Origin of the sequence: Streptomyces parvus, from assembly GCF_014648875.1 — a bacterium.
GTDB classification, from domain to species: Bacteria; Actinomycetota; Actinomycetes; order Streptomycetales; family Streptomycetaceae; genus Streptomyces; species Streptomyces parvus.
This window is the reverse complement of the sequence record NZ_BMRY01000010.1, coordinates 271,322-288,957: the sequence shown is the minus strand read 5'-3', so window position 1 is coordinate 288,957 and position 17,636 is coordinate 271,322. Positions and strand designations below refer to the sequence as shown.

At 70.3% G+C, this 17,636-nt stretch carries 15 protein-coding genes and 1 tRNA gene; 6 read left to right on the top strand and 10 right to left on the bottom strand.

Features of this window, described 5'->3' with window-relative positions:
• Nucleotides 1–146 precede the first annotated feature (146 nt).
• The 5 genes from IE140_RS28130 (at nucleotide 147) to IE140_RS28110 (ending at nucleotide 5,552) form a co-directional block, all read left to right on the top strand.
• Nucleotides 147–1,163 (top strand): carbohydrate ABC transporter permease, encoded by a 1,017-nt coding sequence (locus IE140_RS28130; RefSeq protein ID WP_093444775.1) that lies wholly within the window; start codon nucleotides 147–149, stop codon nucleotides 1,161–1,163.
• Nucleotides 1,160–2,080 carry a carbohydrate ABC transporter permease gene (locus IE140_RS28125; protein WP_150198770.1) on the top strand — a complete coding sequence of 307 codons (921 nt, stop codon included), beginning with the start codon at nucleotides 1,160–1,162 and terminating at the stop codon, nucleotides 2,078–2,080. The genes IE140_RS28130 and IE140_RS28125 overlap by 4 nt, the downstream gene beginning before the upstream one ends.
• Nucleotides 2,081–2,135: 55 nt before the next feature.
• The gene (locus IE140_RS28120; RefSeq protein ID WP_109178646.1) at nucleotides 2,136–3,593 is read left to right on the top strand and encodes a GH1 family beta-glucosidase; all 1,458 of its coding nucleotides are present in this window, start codon (nucleotides 2,136–2,138) and stop codon (nucleotides 3,591–3,593) included.
• Nucleotides 3,594–3,765: 172 nt separating this feature from the next.
• Nucleotides 3,766–4,803, top strand: a complete 1,038-nt coding sequence (locus tag IE140_RS28115; RefSeq protein WP_088575148.1) for a LacI family DNA-binding transcriptional regulator — start codon at nucleotides 3,766–3,768, stop codon at nucleotides 4,801–4,803.
• Nucleotides 4,804–4,961: 158 nt separating this feature from the next.
• Nucleotides 4,962–5,552: a lytic polysaccharide monooxygenase auxiliary activity family 9 protein gene (locus IE140_RS28110; protein WP_032764905.1), complete on the top strand. Its 591-nt coding sequence runs from the start codon at nucleotides 4,962–4,964 to the stop codon at nucleotides 5,550–5,552.
• Nucleotides 5,553–5,668: 116 nt separating this feature from the next.
• Here the strand turns inward: IE140_RS28110 and IE140_RS28105 are convergent.
• The 3 genes from IE140_RS28105 to IE140_RS28095 form a co-directional block, all read right to left on the bottom strand.
• Nucleotides 5,669–5,741: transfer RNA gene (locus IE140_RS28105), tRNA-His, on the bottom strand.
• Between the two features lie 120 nt (nucleotides 5,742–5,861).
• Nucleotides 5,862–6,467: an oligoribonuclease gene (gene orn / locus IE140_RS28100; RefSeq protein ID WP_093444830.1), complete on the bottom strand. Its 606-nt coding sequence runs from the start codon at nucleotides 6,465–6,467 to the stop codon at nucleotides 5,862–5,864.
• A gap of 10 nt (nucleotides 6,468–6,477) precedes the next feature.
• Nucleotides 6,478–7,695 (bottom strand): helix-turn-helix domain-containing protein, encoded by a 1,218-nt coding sequence (locus IE140_RS28095; RefSeq protein ID WP_093444778.1) that lies wholly within the window; start codon nucleotides 7,693–7,695, stop codon nucleotides 6,478–6,480.
• 918 nt (nucleotides 7,696–8,613) lie between these two features.
• Between IE140_RS28095 and IE140_RS28090 the strand changes: the two genes are divergently transcribed.
• Nucleotides 8,614–9,135, top strand: coding sequence for a universal stress protein (locus IE140_RS28090; protein ID WP_032774844.1), 522 nt, complete (start codon nucleotides 8,614–8,616; stop codon nucleotides 9,133–9,135).
• A gap of 104 nt (nucleotides 9,136–9,239) precedes the next feature.
• On the opposite strand, the gene glmS is transcribed toward IE140_RS28090, so the two are convergent.
• The 7 genes from glmS to IE140_RS28055 form a co-directional block, all read right to left on the bottom strand.
• Nucleotides 9,240–11,069 carry a glutamine--fructose-6-phosphate transaminase (isomerizing) gene (glmS, locus tag IE140_RS28085; RefSeq protein ID WP_150193061.1) on the bottom strand — a complete coding sequence of 610 codons (1,830 nt, stop codon included), beginning with the start codon at nucleotides 11,067–11,069 and terminating at the stop codon, nucleotides 9,240–9,242.
• A 74-nt stretch (nucleotides 11,070–11,143) separates the two neighbouring features.
• Nucleotides 11,144–11,419: a hypothetical protein gene (locus IE140_RS28080; RefSeq protein ID WP_003968990.1), complete on the bottom strand. Its 276-nt coding sequence runs from the start codon at nucleotides 11,417–11,419 to the stop codon at nucleotides 11,144–11,146.
• Nucleotides 11,420–11,505: 86 nt separating this feature from the next.
• Complete coding sequence (locus IE140_RS28075; RefSeq protein ID WP_093444780.1) at nucleotides 11,506–12,387, bottom strand: DUF4429 domain-containing protein; 882 nt, start codon at nucleotides 12,385–12,387, stop codon at nucleotides 11,506–11,508.
• Nucleotides 12,388–12,490: 103 nt separating this feature from the next.
• Complete coding sequence (locus IE140_RS28070; RefSeq protein ID WP_150193062.1) at nucleotides 12,491–14,269, bottom strand: IucA/IucC family protein; 1,779 nt, start codon at nucleotides 14,267–14,269, stop codon at nucleotides 12,491–12,493.
• The gene (locus tag IE140_RS28065) at nucleotides 14,266–14,835 is read right to left on the bottom strand and encodes a GNAT family N-acetyltransferase (protein WP_150193063.1); all 570 of its coding nucleotides are present in this window, start codon (nucleotides 14,833–14,835) and stop codon (nucleotides 14,266–14,268) included. The genes IE140_RS28070 and IE140_RS28065 overlap by 4 nt, the downstream gene beginning before the upstream one ends.
• Nucleotides 14,832–16,109 carry a lysine N(6)-hydroxylase/L-ornithine N(5)-oxygenase family protein gene (locus tag IE140_RS28060; RefSeq protein WP_150193064.1) on the bottom strand — a complete coding sequence of 426 codons (1,278 nt, stop codon included), beginning with the start codon at nucleotides 16,107–16,109 and terminating at the stop codon, nucleotides 14,832–14,834. The genes IE140_RS28065 and IE140_RS28060 overlap by 4 nt, the downstream gene beginning before the upstream one ends.
• Entirely contained in the window at nucleotides 16,093–17,541 is a 1,449-nt protein-coding gene (locus IE140_RS28055; protein ID WP_150193065.1) for a pyridoxal phosphate-dependent decarboxylase family protein, read from the bottom strand. The genes IE140_RS28060 and IE140_RS28055 overlap by 17 nt, the downstream gene beginning before the upstream one ends.
• Nucleotides 17,542–17,636: the final 95 nt, after the last annotated feature.

Sequence of the window (17,636 nt, the reverse complement as noted above, 5' to 3'; positions counted from 1 at the left end):
GGGACGCGGCCGTCCGGACGATCGACAAGGCCATCGGCTGACCTGACCCGGGCCCTCATCGCCCTCCGGGGCGGGCGGCAGCTGTCCCGTCCGCCCGCCCCGTCCGCCCGACTCCCCAGCCGCCCCCAGGGAAGGACTCCCCGCCCGTGGCAACCTCGACCCCCACCCGGGACGCGGACGCGCCAGCGCCCCGCACATCGAAGAAGGAACCGACCGCCGAGCGGCGGCAGTTGTGGCGCAGCCGGCTGTGGCGGTTCGACGACAAGGCGTCCCCGTACGCCTACATCGCCCCGTTCTTCCTGATCTTCGGGGCCTTCGGCCTCTACCCGCTGCTCTACACCGGCTGGATCGCCCTGCACCGGGTCTCGATGACCGGCCTGGACTCCATGGAGTGGGTGGGCTGGGAGAACTTCGACAAGATCCTGCACGACCCCGAGTTCTGGACCTCGGTCAGCAACACCTTCCTGATCGGCGTCATCTCGACCGTCCCGCAGCTCCTGATGGCCCTGGGCCTCGCCCATCTCCTCAACTACCGCCTGCGGGCCAGCACGTTCTGGCGCACGATCATCCTCACCCCGTACGCCACCTCCGTGGCGTCGGCGGCCCTCGTCTTCGCCCTGGTGTTCCGGGCGGACGGCGGACTGCTCAACTGGACGCTGGGCCTCGTCGGCTTCGATCCGGTCAACTGGGCCAACGGGCACTGGACGTCGAAGCTCGCCATCTCGATCATCGTCATCTGGCGGTGGACCGGCTACAACGCACTGATCTACCTGGCTGCGATGCAGGCGGTCCCCAACGACCTCTACGAAGCGGCCTCGTTGGACGGGGCGTCGCGCTGGCAGCAGTTCCGCAAGGTCACCATCCCCTCGCTGCGGCCGACGATCCTGTTCACCATCGTCATCTCCACGATCGGCTCCATGCAGCTCTTCGGTGAACCGCTGCTGCTGGAGGGCGGTGCCCTGGGCGCCACCGGCGGCAACGAGAACCAGTACGAGACGCTCAGCATCTACCTCTACAACTACGGCTGGAACCTCGGACATCTCGGCCCGGCCGCCGCCGTCGCCTGGGCGATGCTCGCCCTCCTGCTGCTCATCGCCGCGGCCAACTGGATCGTCGGCCGATTCTTCCGTACGTCCGCGGTCCGACCGGGAGCGCCCTCATGACCCTCACCAGCACCACGCCCACCACTCCGGTGAAGCTCGCCCCGGCCCCGAAGAGCGGCGGGCCCTCTCGCCCGAGCCGCTTCCGGATGGGCGCCGGACAGCAGATGAAGGGCGGCCCGTTCGCGTACGTCGCGCTCGCCGTCGTGGGCTTCAGCTCGCTGCTGCCGCTCTACTGGACCCTGGTCGCGGCCTCCCGCACCCAGGACGAAGTCCTCGCCTCCACCCCGCCGTTCTTCCCCGGCGGAAAGCTGTTCGAGAACGTCCAGACCGCCTGGGAGCAGGCGAACCTGGGCAAGGCGATCCTCAACAGCGTCATCGTCTCGTCCTCGATCACCCTCGCGACGCTCTTCTTCTGCACGCTCGCCGGCTACGCGTTCGCCAAGATGCGCTTCCGGGGCCGCGGCTGGCTGATGACCGCGGTCATCGCCACCCTCACCATCCCGCCGCAGCTCAGCGTCGTCCCGCTGTTCATGATGATGTCCGGCCTCGGCTGGGGCGGTCAGCTCGAATCGGTGATCTTCCCGACCCTGGTGAGCGCGTTCGGCGTGTTCTTCATGCGCCAGTACCTGATCGAGGCCCTGCCGTACGAGCTGATCGAGGCGGCCAAGATCGACGGCGCGAACAACTTCCGCATCGTGCGCAGCGTGGTGCTGCCGGTCGCGCGCCCCGCGATGATGGTGCTCGGGATGCTCACCTTCGTCCAGGCGTGGAACGACTTCTTCTGGCCCTACCTGGCCCTCAACCAGCAGAACCCGACCCTTCAGGTGGCCCTCGGCCAGCTCAGCGCCTCGTACACCCCCGACCAGTCCATCGTGATGGCGGGCGCGCTGATCAGCACGCTGCCGCTGCTCGTGGTGTTCGTCCTCTTCGGCAAGCGGATCGTCGGCGGCATCATGTCCGGCGCGGTCAAGGGCTGAAGCACCACCCCACCCCTCCCCACACCCCTCACCTTCCCCTAGGGAGCGCTCCCGCATGACAGCCGTCCGACCCGACACGGTCCCGCAGCAGGCACCCGCCGCCCAGGCCCCCTTCCCGACCGGCTTCCTCTGGGGCGCGGCCACCGCCGCCTACCAGGTGGAGGGCGCGGCCGCCGAGCGGGGCCGCACCCCCTCCATCTGGGACACCTTCAGCCACACGCCCGGCAAGGTCCTGAACGGCGACACCGGGGACGTGGCCGCCGACCACTTCCACCGCTACCGCGACGACGTCGCCCTGATGAAGCGCCTCGGCCTCCAGGCGTACCGCTTCTCCGTCTCCTGGTCCCGGGTCCAGCCCACCGGCCGGGGCCCCGCCGTCGAAAGCGGCCTGGACTTCTACCGCTCGCTCGTCGACGAGCTGCTCGGCGCCGGGATCAAGCCCGTCGCCACGCTCTACCACTGGGACCTGCCGCAGGAGCTGGAGGACGCGGGCGGCTGGCCCGAGCGCGCGACCGCCGAACGGTTCGCGGACTACGCGGCCATCATGGCCCGCGCGCTCGGTGACCGGGTCTCGATGTGGACGACGCTCAACGAGCCCTGGTGCTCGGCCTTCCTCGGCTACGGCTCCGGGGTCCACGCCCCCGGCCGCACCGAACCGGCCGCCGCGCTGCGGGCCGCCCACCACCTCAACCTCGCCCACGGCCGGGCGACCGAGGCGCTGCGCGCGAACCTCCCCGCTGCCGCGCAGACCTCGGTCACCCTCAACCTCCACCAGGTGCGCCCGCTGACCGACAGCGCGGCGGACGCGGACGCGGCCCGCCGGATCGACGCGGTGGGCAACCGGATCTTCACCGGCCCGATGCTGAAGGGCGCGTACCCGGAAGACCTGCTGGCCGACACCGAACGCATCGTGAACTGGCCCGAGTTGATCCGCGAGGGCGACCTCGCCGCCATCGCGGCCCCGATCGACGTGCTCGGCGTCAACTACTACACGCCCACCATCGTCTCGACCCCCGCCGACGGCGCCGGGGACACCCGCAACGACGGCCACGGCAGCAGCGACCACTCCCCGTGGCCCGGCTCCGAGCACGTGGCCTTCCACCTGGCCGAGGGCAAGCCGCGCACCGCCATGAACTGGTCGGTCGACCCGAACGGTCTGCACGCCCTCCTCATGGACGTATCCCGCGAGCACCCGGACCTGCCGCTGATGGTCACCGAGAACGGGGCCGCCTTCGACGATGCCCCGGACGCGGACGGCCGGGTCCACGACCCCGAGCGGATCGCCTATCTGCACGGCCACCTGGAGGCGGTCCGCCGGGCGGTGGCCGACGGGGCCGACGTACGGGGCTACTTCCTCTGGTCCCTGATGGACAACTTCGAGTGGGGCTACGGCTATGCGAAGCGTTTCGGCGCGGTGTACGTCGACTACGCGACCCAGCGCCGTACGCCGAAGTCCAGCGCCCGCTGGTACGGCGATGTGATCGCCCGTCACGCGCTGCCCCCGCAGGCCTGACCCTCGGGGAAGCGGTGGGCCCGGTCGTCTCGGCGACCGGGCCCACCGCTCTGCCGTTACCTCTTTTGGGAGCGCTCCCAATACCCTGTCCGTACGCTCGTCGAGGTGATCGATCCAGGACTTGGATTGACGTTACGGCTGTGAGAAATTGACCGGGAACGGGGAGGCGGCCATGGCGGCAGCGCGAGTACGGAGCGGCGGGCGGCCCACGCTCGAAGAGGTGGCGGCACGGGCCGGGGTCGGCCGGGGCACCGCCTCGCGGGTCATCAACGGCTCGCCCCGGGTCAGCGACGCGACCCGTGAGGCGGTCGAAGCGGCCGTGGCCGAGCTGGGATACGTCCCCAACCGTGCCGCCCGCGCCCTGGCGGGCAACCGCACCGACGCCATCGCGCTGGTGGTGCCCGAGCCGGAGACCCGCTTCTTCGCCGAACCGTACTTCTCCGCCATAGTGCGCGGCGTCGGGGCCGCACTGGCCGACACCGAGATGCAGTTGCTCCTCACCCTCGTCGGCAACGACCGCGAGCGCCGCCGCCTCGCCCAGTACCTCACCGCCCACCGCGTCGACGGAGTCCTCCTGGTCGCCGTGCACGCCGACGACCCGCTGCCGGAACTCCTGGAGCAGCTGGGCATGCCGTGCGTGATCAGCGGCGCCCGGCACGCGGCCGAGACGCTGCCCTCGGTCGACTCCGACAACTTCGAGGGCGCGCGGGCCGCCGTCGAGCACCTCGTCGCCCGGGGACGCCGCCGGGTGGCCACGATCACCGGTCGCCTGGAGGTGTACGGGGCCCAGCGCCGCCTGGACGGCTACCGCGCGGCGGTCGCCGCCGCCGGCCTGGCCCCGGACGAGCGCCTCATCGCCCCCGCCGACTTCACCGAGGAGGGCGGCGCGGCGGCCATGCGCGACCTCCTGGCCCGCCGCCCCGACCTGGACGCGGTCTTCGTCGCCTCCGACGTGATGGCCGCCGGCGCCCGCCAGGTCCTGCGCGAGGCGGACCGCCGCATCCCCGGGGACGTGGCCCTGGTCGGCTTCGACGACTCGGTGGTCGCCCGCCACATGCACCCGGCCCTCACCAGCGTCCGCCAGCCCATAGAGGAGATGGGCCGCCGCATGGCCCAGCTCCTCCTGGACGAGATCGCGGGCCGCACCCCGGGCGACGAGCGCCCGTCCGTGGTCCTGCCCACGGAGCTGGTGGTCCGCGACTCGTCGTGAGGGCGGGCGCGCCGGCTCCGATCCGGGGCGGGGCTTCAATGGTATGGACATGACCAAAGGGCAGGGCTAGCCTCCTTCTTGGTCTAGACCAAGCGGGGCGAGCCGCCGCGCTCGGTCCGTCTGTCCGCAAGCTCCACCCCTCACCTCAGGAGCACCGAATGCGCAGAAAGATCACGTCCTTACTCCTCGGCCTCGGTATCGCCGGGGCCTCCCTGCTGGCCACCTCCGGCAGCGCGCAGAGCCACGGCTACACCGACTCGCCGGTCAGCAGGCAGCAGCTGTGCGGCAACGGCACCGTCCGCAACTGCGGACAGATCCAGTGGGAGCCGCCGAGTGTCGAGGGCCCCAAGGGCTTTCCGGCGCGCGGCCCCCGTGACGGTCTGATCTGTGCCGGGGGCAACCAGCGCTTCGCCGAGCTGGACGATCCGCGCGGCGGCACCTGGCCGGCCACCGCCGTGACCGCCGGGGCGAGCCACACCTTCCGCTGGCGGATCACCGCCCGGCACGCCACGACCGACTTCCGGTACTACGTCACCAAGGACGGCTACGACCCGGCGAAGCCCCTTACCCGGGCCGACCTGGAGCCGCAGCCCTTCCTGACCGTGCCCTTCGGCGGCCGGCAGCCCGGCTCCACCGTCACCCACGCCGGCGCGCTGCCGCAGAAGTCGGGCAAGCACCTGATCCTCGGCGTCTGGACCATCGCGGACACCGGCAATGCCTTCTACGCCTGCTCCGACGTGACGTTCTGATCCGAACGCCTCGTTCTCGCCCGAACATCACGTTCTGACCTGATCGCCTGATCGCCCGATCGGCGGAGCGCGTACGCGAAAGGGCCCCGGTCCAAAGACCGGGGCCCTTCCTTCAGGGTGAGTAACGGGACTTGAACCCGCGACATCCTGGACCACAACCAGGTGCTCTACCATCTGAGCTATACCCACCATGTCGTCCGGTCGTTTCCGACCGGCCGAGAAAAAGTGTACAGGGTCCGGGAGGGTGCTCGCGCCCCCCTTTCCCGGAGCCGGTCCGCAGGCGCTCGCGCCCCCGTGACCAGCGGGTTCCTACGGGGCGGTCGAGGCCGCCAGGCGCGCCGCGATCTCCTTGGCGCGCTCCGAGTCCGGTCCGGGCTGCGGGACGAAGACCGCCTCCCGGTAGTAGCGGAGCTCCGTGATGGAGTCACGGATGTCCGCCAGCGCCCGATGGTTGCCGTTCTTGTCCGGGCTGTTGAAATACGCCCGGGGGAACCAGCGCCGAGCCAGCTCCTTGACCGAGGACACGTCCACGATCCGGTAGTGGAGGTAGCTCTCCAGGTCCCGCATGTCCCGCGCCAGGAAGCCGCGGTCGGTACCGACCGAGTTTCCGCAGAGCGGGGCCTTGCCGGGCTCCTTCACATGCTCGCGGACGTAGGCCAGGACCTGCTCCTCGGCCTCCGCCAGGGTGGTGCCCCCGGCCAGCTCGTCGAGGAGGCCCGAGGCGGTGTGCATCTGCCGCACCACCTCGGGCATGGTCTCCAGGGCCGCGTCCGGCGGGCGGATCACGATGTCCACCCCTTCACCGAGCACGTTCAGCTCCGAGTCGGTGACCAGGGCGGCCACCTCGATGAGTGCGTCGTCCGCCAACGAGAGCCCGGTCATCTCGCAGTCGATCCACACCATGCGGTCGTTCATGGGGCCCACCCTACGGGGCACTCCGCTGTCCCGGCAGGGCCGGGCGTCCGGGAGCGAACGCGTCAGGACCCGGCAGTGAGTGCTCCCCGGGCCCCACCGACGCCGCCACGGCGACGGGTGCGGCGGACACGGGTGTGCCCCTGCGACCGGGCGGCGGCCCCTGGCTGGGCACCGTCGTCTCGACCACCGTCGCGGCGCTCTCCGCCACCCCCTGCGGACGACGGGCCCGGTAGGCGGCCCGGTACGCGGCGGGGGAGGAGCCGAGCTGGCGGCGGAAGTGCCCGCGCAGCGCGACCGGGGAGCGGAATCCGCAGCGGCCGGCGACCTCGTCGACCGAGTAGTCGGAGGTCTCCAGCAGCCTCTGTGCCTGAAGCACCCGCTGGGTGATCAGCCACTGGAGCGGTGCGCTGCCGGTGAGCGAGCGGAACCTGCGGTCGAAGGTCCGCCTGCTCATGTAGGCGCGCGCCGCGAGCGTCTCCACGTCGAACTGCTCGTGCAGATGCTCCAGGGCCCAGGCCACGACCTCGGCGAGCGGGTCGGACCCGATCTCCTCCGGTAAAGACCTGTCCAGGTAGCGCTCCTGCCCGCCACTGCGCCGCGGCGGCACGACCAGCCGGCGGGCGAGTGCCCCGGCGGCCTCCGTGCCGTGGTCGGTGCGGACTATGTGGAGGCAGAGATCGATACCCGCCGCCGTGCCGGCGGAGGTGAGCACATCGCCGTCGTCCACGAACAGCTCGCGCGGATCGACGTGCACCGACGGATAGCGCTTGGCCAGCGTCGGCGCGTACATCCAGTGTGTGGTGGCCGGCCGGCCGTCCAGCAGGCCCGCGGCCGCGAGCACGAAGGCTCCCGTGCACAGACCGACGATGCGGGCGCCCTCCTCGTGGGCGCGCCGCAGCGCTTCCAGTGCCTCGGCGGGCGGCGGCGAGGTGATCGACCGCCAGGCGGGCACCACCACGGTGCCGGCCCTGCTGATCGCCTCCAGGCCGTACGGCGTGGTGAGTTCGAGCCCGCCGGTGGTGCGCAGCGGACCTTCCTCGCCCCCGCAGACCAACAGGCGGTAGCGGGGAACTCCCGCGTCCTGCCGGTCGATCCCGAAAACGGAGAGCGGGATGGAGCTCTCGAAGATAGGGCCGCCGCTGAACAGCAGCACGGCAACGACTTCCCGGCGTCGCCGCCCGGTCAGCTTGCGTGCGGCCTCCGTCGCGGTGGCGGAGTCCTGGCTCATGACGCTAAGCCCCCCTCGGTGTTCGCGTCTTTCCGGTCCTTACGGGCCTGCCGCTCCTGCACGTTTCCCCTCGGTCTCGCACGGTTCCCCAGCCCCCGATTTTCAAGATCGAATCTACTGCGTCGCGTGGTCCTGCCGTGACACCTTCCCCCACCGGCTCAATGTCGATAAGGAAACGTGGCGTGAAGCGTTCGATCACGAAGCGTTCCACCTGCGAAGCGCACAGGGAAGTGCCCTTCGCCAACGTGGCCCGTCCGCGTCGGGTGAAAGCGTACCGCGCGGTCCGTTCCTGCCTGGTGGGCGGTGGGGTGTCCGGCCATCCCGCGAAGGGGTCACCCCTCCGGTGAAGTTGGCTCAAAACCATCGGTTGTGTGTGCTGTATCCGGTCACGCCGGGCGCACAACCGCTCTCTGACGACCGCGCCGGTGCGCTCCCTCGCGGCCGCGGCCTCATGGCGTGTCCGGGTCAGGAAGGGCGGTTACGGCGGGCGTTGCGGCGTGGACGGGGTCGAGGCTCCGCCGGTTCCCGTCGCCGGCCGATGTGCCGGGGAACATACGGTCGGCAGGTTTCGGGCGGTCTTCGGCGACGTGGCCAACAGGGACCGGGTGCGGGCCCCGTCATGGCCTCCGACGGCCGGTCGCGGAGCGTCGCGAAAAACAGGACGCCTGACGGTGTTCGCCGCTCCGGAGGCCCGTGTACGACACAACCGGCATTGCCATACCGGACGGGCTCGGGCATGCTCCCTCCAGCGTCGCGCACGCTTTTGCGGGGGTCTGGGCGATGGAGGAGTGACGCCGTACCCTTGGGGGTATGGGGTTGGGAAGATGATTCCCGGACAGAGCTTCACCGTCAGCCGACGCACCTGATGCACATCGAAACCGTTCCCTCCTCACGAGGACTCTCTTCGCCGAGACACCGATGGCCGGTCACGAAATCCCTGAACCCAAAGACCGCAAGCCGCTGACCGACCCCGGGTCGGAGCCGCGCACGGTCGACGAAGCACGCCATGCGTGCGATCCCGCCTTCCGGCACGGAGTCGTGGTCGGTTTCGACGGCTCCACGTCGAGCGAGCGGGCCCTCGCCTACGCCATCGGCATGGCCGGACGTTCGGGCTCCGGCCTGATCATCGTCCATGTCGCCAACCGGCTGCCGACCACCGTCTGGGCGGGCTGCGAGCCCCCCGTCTTCGTCGACGTCCCCGACCACCGCACCGAGGTCCTCGGCCTGGAGCTGGCGTGCGCCGACTATCTCTCCGAGGTCCCCTGGGTGCTGGTCGAGCGCGGCGGCGACATCTGCCACGAGCTGGAGGAGGTCGGCCGGGAGTACGCCGCCGACGCCATCGTCGTGGGCTCCACGCACGGCATCGTCGGCCGGATCTTCGGATCGGTGGCCGGCCGCCTGGCCCGCCGCGCGCAACGCCCGGTCATCGTCATCCCCTGAGGGGGCGTATCCCTGAGGGACCGCCAGAAGGCCCTGTGACGCCACGCGTTGGGCCCCGTACCGCGAGGACGCGGTTACGGGGCCCGACGTACGTACGGGGTCGGCTATTCGACCGTCACGGACTTCGCCAGGTTGCGCGGCTTGTCGATGTCCCGGCCCATCGCGAGGGCCGTGTGGTACGCGAACAGCTGAAGCGGGATGCCCATGAGGATCGGGTCCAGCTCGTTCTCGTTCTTCGGCACGACGATGGTGTGGTCGGCCTTCTCCTGCACCTGGTGGGCCACGGCGAGGATGCGGCCGCTGCGGGCCTTGATCTCCTCCATCGCGGCGCGGTTCTTCTCCAGCAGGTCGTCGTCCGGCACGATCGCCACGGTCGGCATCGCGGGCTCGATCAGTGCGAGGGGGCCGTGCTTCAGCTCGGAGGCCGGGTAGGCCTCGGCGTGGATGTACGAGACCTCCTTCAGCTTCAGCGAGGCCTCGCGGGCCACCGGATAGCCGCGCACCCGGCCGATGAACATCATCGACTTGGCGTCCGCGTACTCCGCCGCGAGCCGCTTGATCTCGTCCTCGCCCGCCAGGATCTCGCTGATCTGCTCCGGCAGCCGGCGCAGCCCGTCGATGATCCGCTTGCCGTCCGCGACCGACAGGTCACGGATCCGGCCCAGGTGCAGCGCGAGCAGCGCGAAGGCGACCACCGTGTTGGTGAAGCACTTGGTGGAGACCACGCAGACCTCCGGGCCCGCGTGGACGTACGTACCGCCGTCGGCCTCCCGGGCGATCGCGGAGCCGACCACGTTGACCACGCCCAGCACCCGCGCGCCCTTGCGCTTCAGCTCCTGGACGGCGGCCAGCACGTCGTACGTCTCGCCCGACTGGGAGACCGCCACGTACAGGGTGTCGGGGTCCACGACCGGGTTGCGGTAGCGGAACTCGGAGGCCGGCTCGGCGTCGGCGGGGATCCGGGCCAGCTCCTCGATGAGCTGGGCGCCGATCTGGCCCGCGTGGTACGAGGTGCCGCAGCCGAGGATCTTGATCCGGCGCACCCCGCGCGCCTCGCGGGCGTCCAGGTTGAGGCCGCCCAGGTGCACGGTGGAGAACCGGTCGTCGATCCGGCCGCGCAGCACCCGGTCCACGGCGTCGGCCTGCTCGGAGATCTCCTTGTGCATGTACGTGTCGTGGCCGCCCATGTCGTACGACTCGGCCTCCCACTCCACGGTGGTCGGCGTGGCCGTCGTGGTCGAGCCCTCCGTCGTGTACGTACGGAAGTCGTCGGCCTTCAGCGTGGCCATCTCGCCGTCGTCCAGCGTGACGACCTGGCGGGTGTGGGTGACCAGGGCGGCGACGTCGGAGGCGACGAACATCTCCTTCTCGCCGATGCCGAGGACGACCGGCGAGCCGTTGCGGGCGACCACGATGCGGTCGTTGAAGTCCGCGTGCAGCACGGCGATGCCGTACGTGCCCTCGACGTGGCGCAGCGCCTCGCGGACCTTCTCCTCCAGGGTGTCGGCCTGGGAGCGGGCGATCAGGTGGGTCAGCACCTCGGTGTCGGTCTCCGAGAGGAAGACGACGCCGTCGGCGGTGAGCCGGGTGCGCAGCTCGGAGGCGTTGTCGATGATCCCGTTGTGGACGACGGCGACCTTGCTCTCCGCGTCCAGGTGCGGGTGCGCGTTCTCGTCGCTCGGGGCGCCGTGCGTGGCCCAGCGGGTGTGGGCGATGCCGGTGGTGCCCGCGAACCGCTTGGGGACCTTGGCCTCCAGCTCACGGACCCGGCCCTTGGCCTTGACCATCTTCAGCGTGCCCGGCTTGCCCGCCGCCGCCTTGCTGGTGATGACGATGCCCGCGGAGTCGTAGCCCCGGTACTCCAGCCGCTGCAGGCCCTCCAGCAGCAGCGGAGCGACGTCACGCTTCCCGATGTATCCGACGATCCCGCACATGGCTTCTCTGCCCCTCCATCGACGTACACGTACACATGCGTGGTGGCGGCCCCGCACACGGGCGCCCGGCCCGCTCAGCCGTAGACGATGCGGCGCAGCTGGCGGAGCGAGAGCTCCGGCGGCGCCACGGCGCGGTGCGGCAGCTCGGCCGCGATCCGCTCGAAGATCTCCGTGTTGACCAGGCCGCCGGACTGCAGTTCGCGGTGGCGGCGCCGGACGAAGTCGTCGGTGCTCTCGTCGAAGTACGCCAGCACGTCGAGGATCACCCGGGCCGCTTCACCGCGCTGGAGCGCGGTGGAGCGTACGAGGTGATCGATGAGGTCGTCGTGCGACGAGCGGCGTTCAAGCACCCGTCGATATTGCGTGCCGAGGCGCGCTTACGCAAGAAATCTGCCCGATATCGGGCAGGGGGTGTGGGAAACCTCGCCCGATCGCGTCACATGCTGCGCAGAACGGCCTGCTTCGCGGTGCTGAACTCCTCATCGGTGAGGACCCCGGCCTTGTGCAGCTCGCCCAGCTCCCGCAGCCGCCGCAGCAGCGCGTCGTGATCGCCCGCGGGCGCTGCGGCGGGCTCGGCCGCCTTGGCGAGGGGCTGGGGCCCCTGCGGGGCGTCCAGGGCCGCACGGGCCCCGGGAAGCCGCATCAGCACGGCCGCCGCGACCAGCACCGCCGTGTGCTCCTTCTTCGACATCCCCCACAGGTCCAGGGCGTACGGGTCGTACTTCGGCGGCGCGGAGACGGGCCCCTCCACCGGCTCGAAGCGCAGAAAGCCGTTCTCCAGGCCGATCGCCGGCAGCCACCGCACCGCCGCGATCCGTGACAGCGGGAAGGTGGACGCGCCCCCGGCGGTCTTGGACTCCTCGGCCTTCCAGTTCCAGGTCAGCCGGACGCTCTCGCCGTCGAAGGACGCCGTGCCGTCGCCGCCCCCGCCGGAGACCGGCAGCGTCGGCCCCGGCAGCAGGAAGCGGTCCACCGGGGTGTCCGGCACCTGCTCGATCAGCAGCGCGTTGCGGACCTCGTCGACGAAGTACTCCGCGACCCCCGTGCGGTCCTTCTCGACGGTCAGCACATAGGGGTCGGCGCCGTCCTTGAGCCGGCCGTCGGCGGCCCGCAGGACCGGGCAGGCGCCGCCGCGCAGCCGCAGCCGCAGCCGGCCGCCCTTGCGGTCCGGTTCGAACGAGACGCCCGCCACCGCCTCCAGGGGGACGGCGATCTCACCCAGCTCCTGCCGGACCGGATGCGCCTTTCCGCCCGGCACGATGCGCACGGTGTCCCCGTCGAACGTCCACGTTCCGTCCCGCTGGATGATTTCTGCCATGGCTCCGATTCTGCCAGCCTGCTGCCCCGGAAACGGGGCGAGCGCCCGAGGGACCGTCCTCGGGCGCTCACCTACCTGGGGCCGCCGCGCGCGGCGGCCGGGCTCAGAAACCGGCGATCGGGTTCTTGAGGCGACCCACCAACTGCAGCGCGCCGGCGGGGTCGTTGAGATCGACCATCTGCTGGTTGTCGCGCAGCTGGAGGCGGTTGAGGCAGGAGAGCGCGAACTCCGCCTCGAAGAGGTCGTACTGGGCGAACTTCTCCGCGAGATACGGCACCGACTCCTGGTAGTCCCGCACACAGGCGGCGACCGTCCGCCAGAAGGTCTCCTCGTCGAGGATGCCCTCGGTGGCCAGGCCCGCGCCCAGGAAGCGGAAGAAGCAGTCGAAGACGTCGGTGAAGACCGACAGCAGCTTCATGTCCTCGGGTACCTCGGCCCGGATCCGGTCGACCTTCGGCGGCAGCACCGCGTCCGGGTCCATCACCGCGATCTCCTCGGCGATGTCCTTGAAGATCGTGCGGGTGACGACCCCGTCCTCCACGACCAGGATCACGTTCTCGCCGTGCGGCATGTAGACCAGGTCGTAGGCGTAGAAGCTGTGCAGCACCGGCACCAGATAGGCGTCCAGGTAGTGCCGCAACCACACCTGCGGGTCCAGGCCCGACTCGGCGATCAGCACACCGGCCACCGAGGTGCCCTCGTGGTCGGTGTGGAGCAGCGAGGCCATCGTCGCGACCCGCTCGCCCGGCTGGAGGCCCGGCACCGGGCTCTCGCGCCACAGGGCGGCGAGCATCTTCCGGTACGGGGAGCCCTTGGCGGTGGCCGCCTCGTAACTGCGGTGGTGGTAGCCGATCGCGGCCCGCTCCCGGATGATCGAGAACCGGGCCCCGCGCAGCAGGTCGTCCCGCTCGATCAGACCGGCCAGCCAGTCGTTGATCGCGGGCGTCGCCTCCATGTACGCGGCCGAGAGCCCGCGCATGAAGCCCATGTTGAGGACCGAGAGCGCCGTTTTGACGTAGTGCTTCTCGGGGTGGTCGGTGTTGAAGAAGGTACGGATCGACTGCTGGGCGAGATAGCCGTCCTCGCCCTCCCCGAGCACCACCAGATGCCGTTCGGCCAGCTCCCCGGCGAAGGTGACCGCGAGCTTGTTCCACCACTGCCAGGGGTGGACGGGCAGCAGGAAGTAGTCGTCCGGGTCGAGGCCGAGCCCGCGCAGCGCGCCGGCGAACCGCTCCCGGGTCGCCTCGCTCAGCTCGTCCTTGACCAGCGCGTCGTAGTCGAGCCCGGCGCCCGCCGTGAAGGTGGCCCGCTCCCGGCGGGCGGCCAGCCACACCAGCCGGATCGGGGACGCCGCCTCGGGGGCGTACGCCCGGTACTCGTCGACGCCGAAGCCGAGCCGCCCGTTGTTGGCGACGAAGCAGGGGTGGCCCTCGGTCATCCCGGTCTCGACGGCCTGGAAGCCGGCGGCGACGAGCTGGCCGGAGGTGGCCGGTTCCTTGGTGAGTTTGTAGGCGGTTCCGGCCAGCGTGGAGGAGATCTCCTCCAGGTAGACCGGCAGGATCTCCTCGGAGATCCCCAGAGTGTGCCGCAGCTCGATGAAGAACTCCACTGCGTCCAGCGGGAGTTCGGAGCCGTGCCGGTGCCGGGTGATCGTCTCGGCCGTGACCTGCCAGTGGTCCAGGGCGAAGACGCGCGCGGTGAAACGGTACTCGGTGGAGGCGTCGTCGCTACGGACGGTGAAGCGGTCGTCGCCGAGCGGCGTGGGCGCCAGTAGCCGCTCGTGGCTGAATTCCGCCAGTGCTTTGCGGACCAGCAGTCGGTTTGCGGTGGCCCAGCGCCCCGGGGAGAGGTGGGCGACGCTGTCGGTGAGGGCGGTCGTCATCGGTCGTTACCTCCGGTTGCTGCTTCGAACTGCTCACGCGTGCAGGCGCTGAGCAGAGCGTCCTTCTCCGGTTTGGCGATCTCGCGGAGCACCTCGAACCCGACGGCCTTGTTGAGGGCCTGGACGGCGCTGTTGGTCACGTCGGGCTCGACGACGACCCGGCGCACCGACGGGTCGTCGAAGAGGAAATCCATCACGGCGGTGATCACGGCCCGGGTGAAGCCGTGCACCGGGGTGTCGGTGGGGGCGACCAGGAAGTGCATCCCGACATCGCCGGGCTCCGCCTCGTACAGTCCCTTCAGCTCGACCTCGGTGGGGTCGTACCGCTCGATCAGGAAGGCGGGTTCGCCGTCGTGCAGCCCGATGAACGCGTCGTGGTGCGGATGGGCGGCGATGGACCGGTACTCCCGCTCCACATCGGCGAGTTCGGCATCCCCCATCAGCCAGAACGCGGCCTTGGGGTGGGTCACCCAGCCGTGCACCAGCTCGGCGTCGGCGGCGGGGTCCAGCGGCCGGACGGTGAACGTGCCGATGGAACGGGACTGCTGTTTGCCGGGGCGGGTCATACGGCGAACTCCTGGAAGGCGATGGACTTCTCGACCGGGTAGACCTCACGGCCGAGCAGCTCGCCGATGATGTAGGCGTTGCGGTAGGCGCCCATGCCGAGGTCGGGCGAGGTGATCGAGTGGGTGTGCACCGAGGCGTTCTGGAGGAAGACCCCGCGCCCGGTGGTGTCGATGCTGTAGTTGCGGGCGACGTCGAAACGCCCCCGGCTGTCGTGGCGCAGCCGGTGCCGGACCGGGTCCAGGAAGGCGGGAGCCTCGTACCGGTAGCCGGTCGCGAGGATCAGCCCCTCGGTGGTGAGCTCGTACTCCTTGCCCTGCTCCTCCTGGCGCAGCCCCAGGCTGTACGCGCCGCCCTCCTCGTCGTGGCGCGCGCTGACGAGGGCGGAGTTGGTGAGCAGCCTGGTCGGCACGGGGCCCGGCAGGTTCTTCTGGTAGAGCAGATCGAAGATCGCGTCGATCAGCTCCCCGTCGATGCCCTTGAACAGCCCCTTCTGCCCGGTCTCCAGCCGGTAGCGGGTCTCCTCGGGCAGCGCGTGGAAGTAGTCGATGTACTCCGGGGAGGTCATCTCCAGCGTCAGCTTGGTGTACTCCAGCGGGAAGAACCGCGGGGAGCGGGTGACCCAGTTGAGCCGGTAGCCGTACGTGTCGATCTCGGAGAGCAGGTCGTAGTAGATCTCCGCCGCGCTCTGCCCGCTGCCGACCAGGGTGATCGACTTCTTCTTCTGGAGCTCGGCTTTCCCTTCCAGGTAACGGGAGTTGTGGATGAAGTCCCCGCCGAGTCCCTGGCAGGCCTCGGGTATGTGGGGCGGCGTGCCGGTCCCGAGGACGAGGTGCCGGGACCGGAACTCCTCGCCGGACACGGTGCGCACGGTGTAGAGCTGGGTGCCCTCGTCGTACGTCACCGTCTCCACGGTCTCGTCGAACCGGATGCTGCTCAGTCTCCCGGCGGCCCAGCGGCAGTAGTCGTTGTACTCGGTCCGCAGCGGGTAGAAGTTCTCCCGGATGTAGAACGAGTAGAGCCTGCCGCGTTCTTTCAGATAGTTGAGGAAGGAGTACGGCGAGGTCGGGTCGGCCATGGTGACCAGGTCCGACATGAACGGCGTCTGGAGATGGGCGCCTTCGAGGAACATCCCGGCGTGCCACTCGAAGTCCGGCTTGGACTCCAGGAAGACGCCGTTCAGTTCGTCGATCGGCTCCGTGAGGCAGGCGAGACCGAGGTTGAACGGGCCGAGGCCGATCCCGATGAAGTCGTGGGGGTCAGGAAGCGCGGTCAAGGGAGTCTCCCAGGTACTTCTCGGCGTGGCCGGAGATCAGGTCGAGGACCGTGGCCATGTCGTGCACGGTCGTTTCGGGGTTGAGCAGGGTGAACTTCAGGTACTGGCGGTCGCCCGCCTTGGTGCCCGCGACGATCGCCTCTCCGGAGGCGAACAGCGCCTTGCGGGCATGGAGGTTGGCCCGGTCGATCTCCTCCGGGGGCGTGACGCCGGACGGGATGTAGCGGAAGACGAGCGTGGAGAGCTGCGGCTGGACCACCACGTCGAAGCGCGGGTCGGCGGCGAGCAGCTTCCACCCCTCGGCGGCCAGGTCGCAGACCTCGTCGAACAGCTCGCCGATGCCGTCGGCGCCCATGACGCGCAGCGTCATCCACAGCTTGAGCGCGTCGAACCGGCGGGTCGTCTGGAGGGACTTGTCGACCTGGTTGGGTATCCGCTCCTCGGCCATCCGGCGCGGGTTCAGATACTCCGCGTGGTACGTCGCGTGGCGCAGGGTCGCCCGGTCACGGACCAGGACCGCCGACGAACTCACGGGCTGGAAGAAGGACTTGTGGTAGTCCACGGTCACCGAGTCGGCGTGCGCGATGCCTTCGAGCAGCCCGCGCCGCTCACGGGAGGCCAGCAGCCCGCAGCCGTACGCGGCGTCCACGTGCATCCAGGTGGCGAACTGCTCGCAGAGCGCGGCGATCTCGGGCAGCGGGTCGATGGACCCGAAGTCCGTGGTGCCGGCCGTGGCGACGACGGCCATCGGGACGGCGCCCTCGGCGACGCACTGTTCCAGCGCACGGGCGAGCGCCACGGTCTGCATGCGCTTGTCGCGGTCCACGGGGACGGAGATCACGGCGTCCGCGCCGAGCCCGAGGAGTTTGGCGGACTTCTGCACGCTGAAGTGGCTGCACTCGGAGGTGAAGATCCGCAGCCGGGTGAAGTGCTCCGGCCGGACCTTCGCCTCCTCCCGCGCCAGCAACAGGGCCTGGAGGTTGGACTGCGTGCCGCCGCTGGTGAAGATCCCGTCGGCGGCCGGGCCGAGCCCGATCCGCTCGGTGGTCCAGTCGATCAGGCGGCGTTCGATGAGGGTGCCGCCGGCGCTCTGGTCCCAGGTGTCCAGGGAGGAGTTGACCGCCGACAGCACGGCCTCGCCGAGCACCGCGGGTATGACGACCGGGCAGTTGAGGTGGCCGAGGTAGCGGGGGTGGTGGAAGTAGACGGCGTCGCGGAGATAGACCTCGCCGAGTTCGTCGAGGGCGGCGGCGGCGTCGCCCAGCGGCCGGTCGAGGTCGATCGCGTCGACGACGGGGGAGAGCTCGTCGACACCGATCCCGCTGAAGGGGCGCTCGGTGGCGGCGAGGGTGGCCGCGACCCGTTCCACGCCCGCGGAGACGGTGCTCCGATAGTGCTCCGCGGTCGTGTTGTTGAGCAGGTGCGCACGCATGAAGGGGTCCTCCCGGTGAGGGGAACTTCATCGCGTCCCTCCGGGCAGGAAGAGGGTACGAGGGCGCGATCTCGAAGTAAGGTGAGCCTAACCTA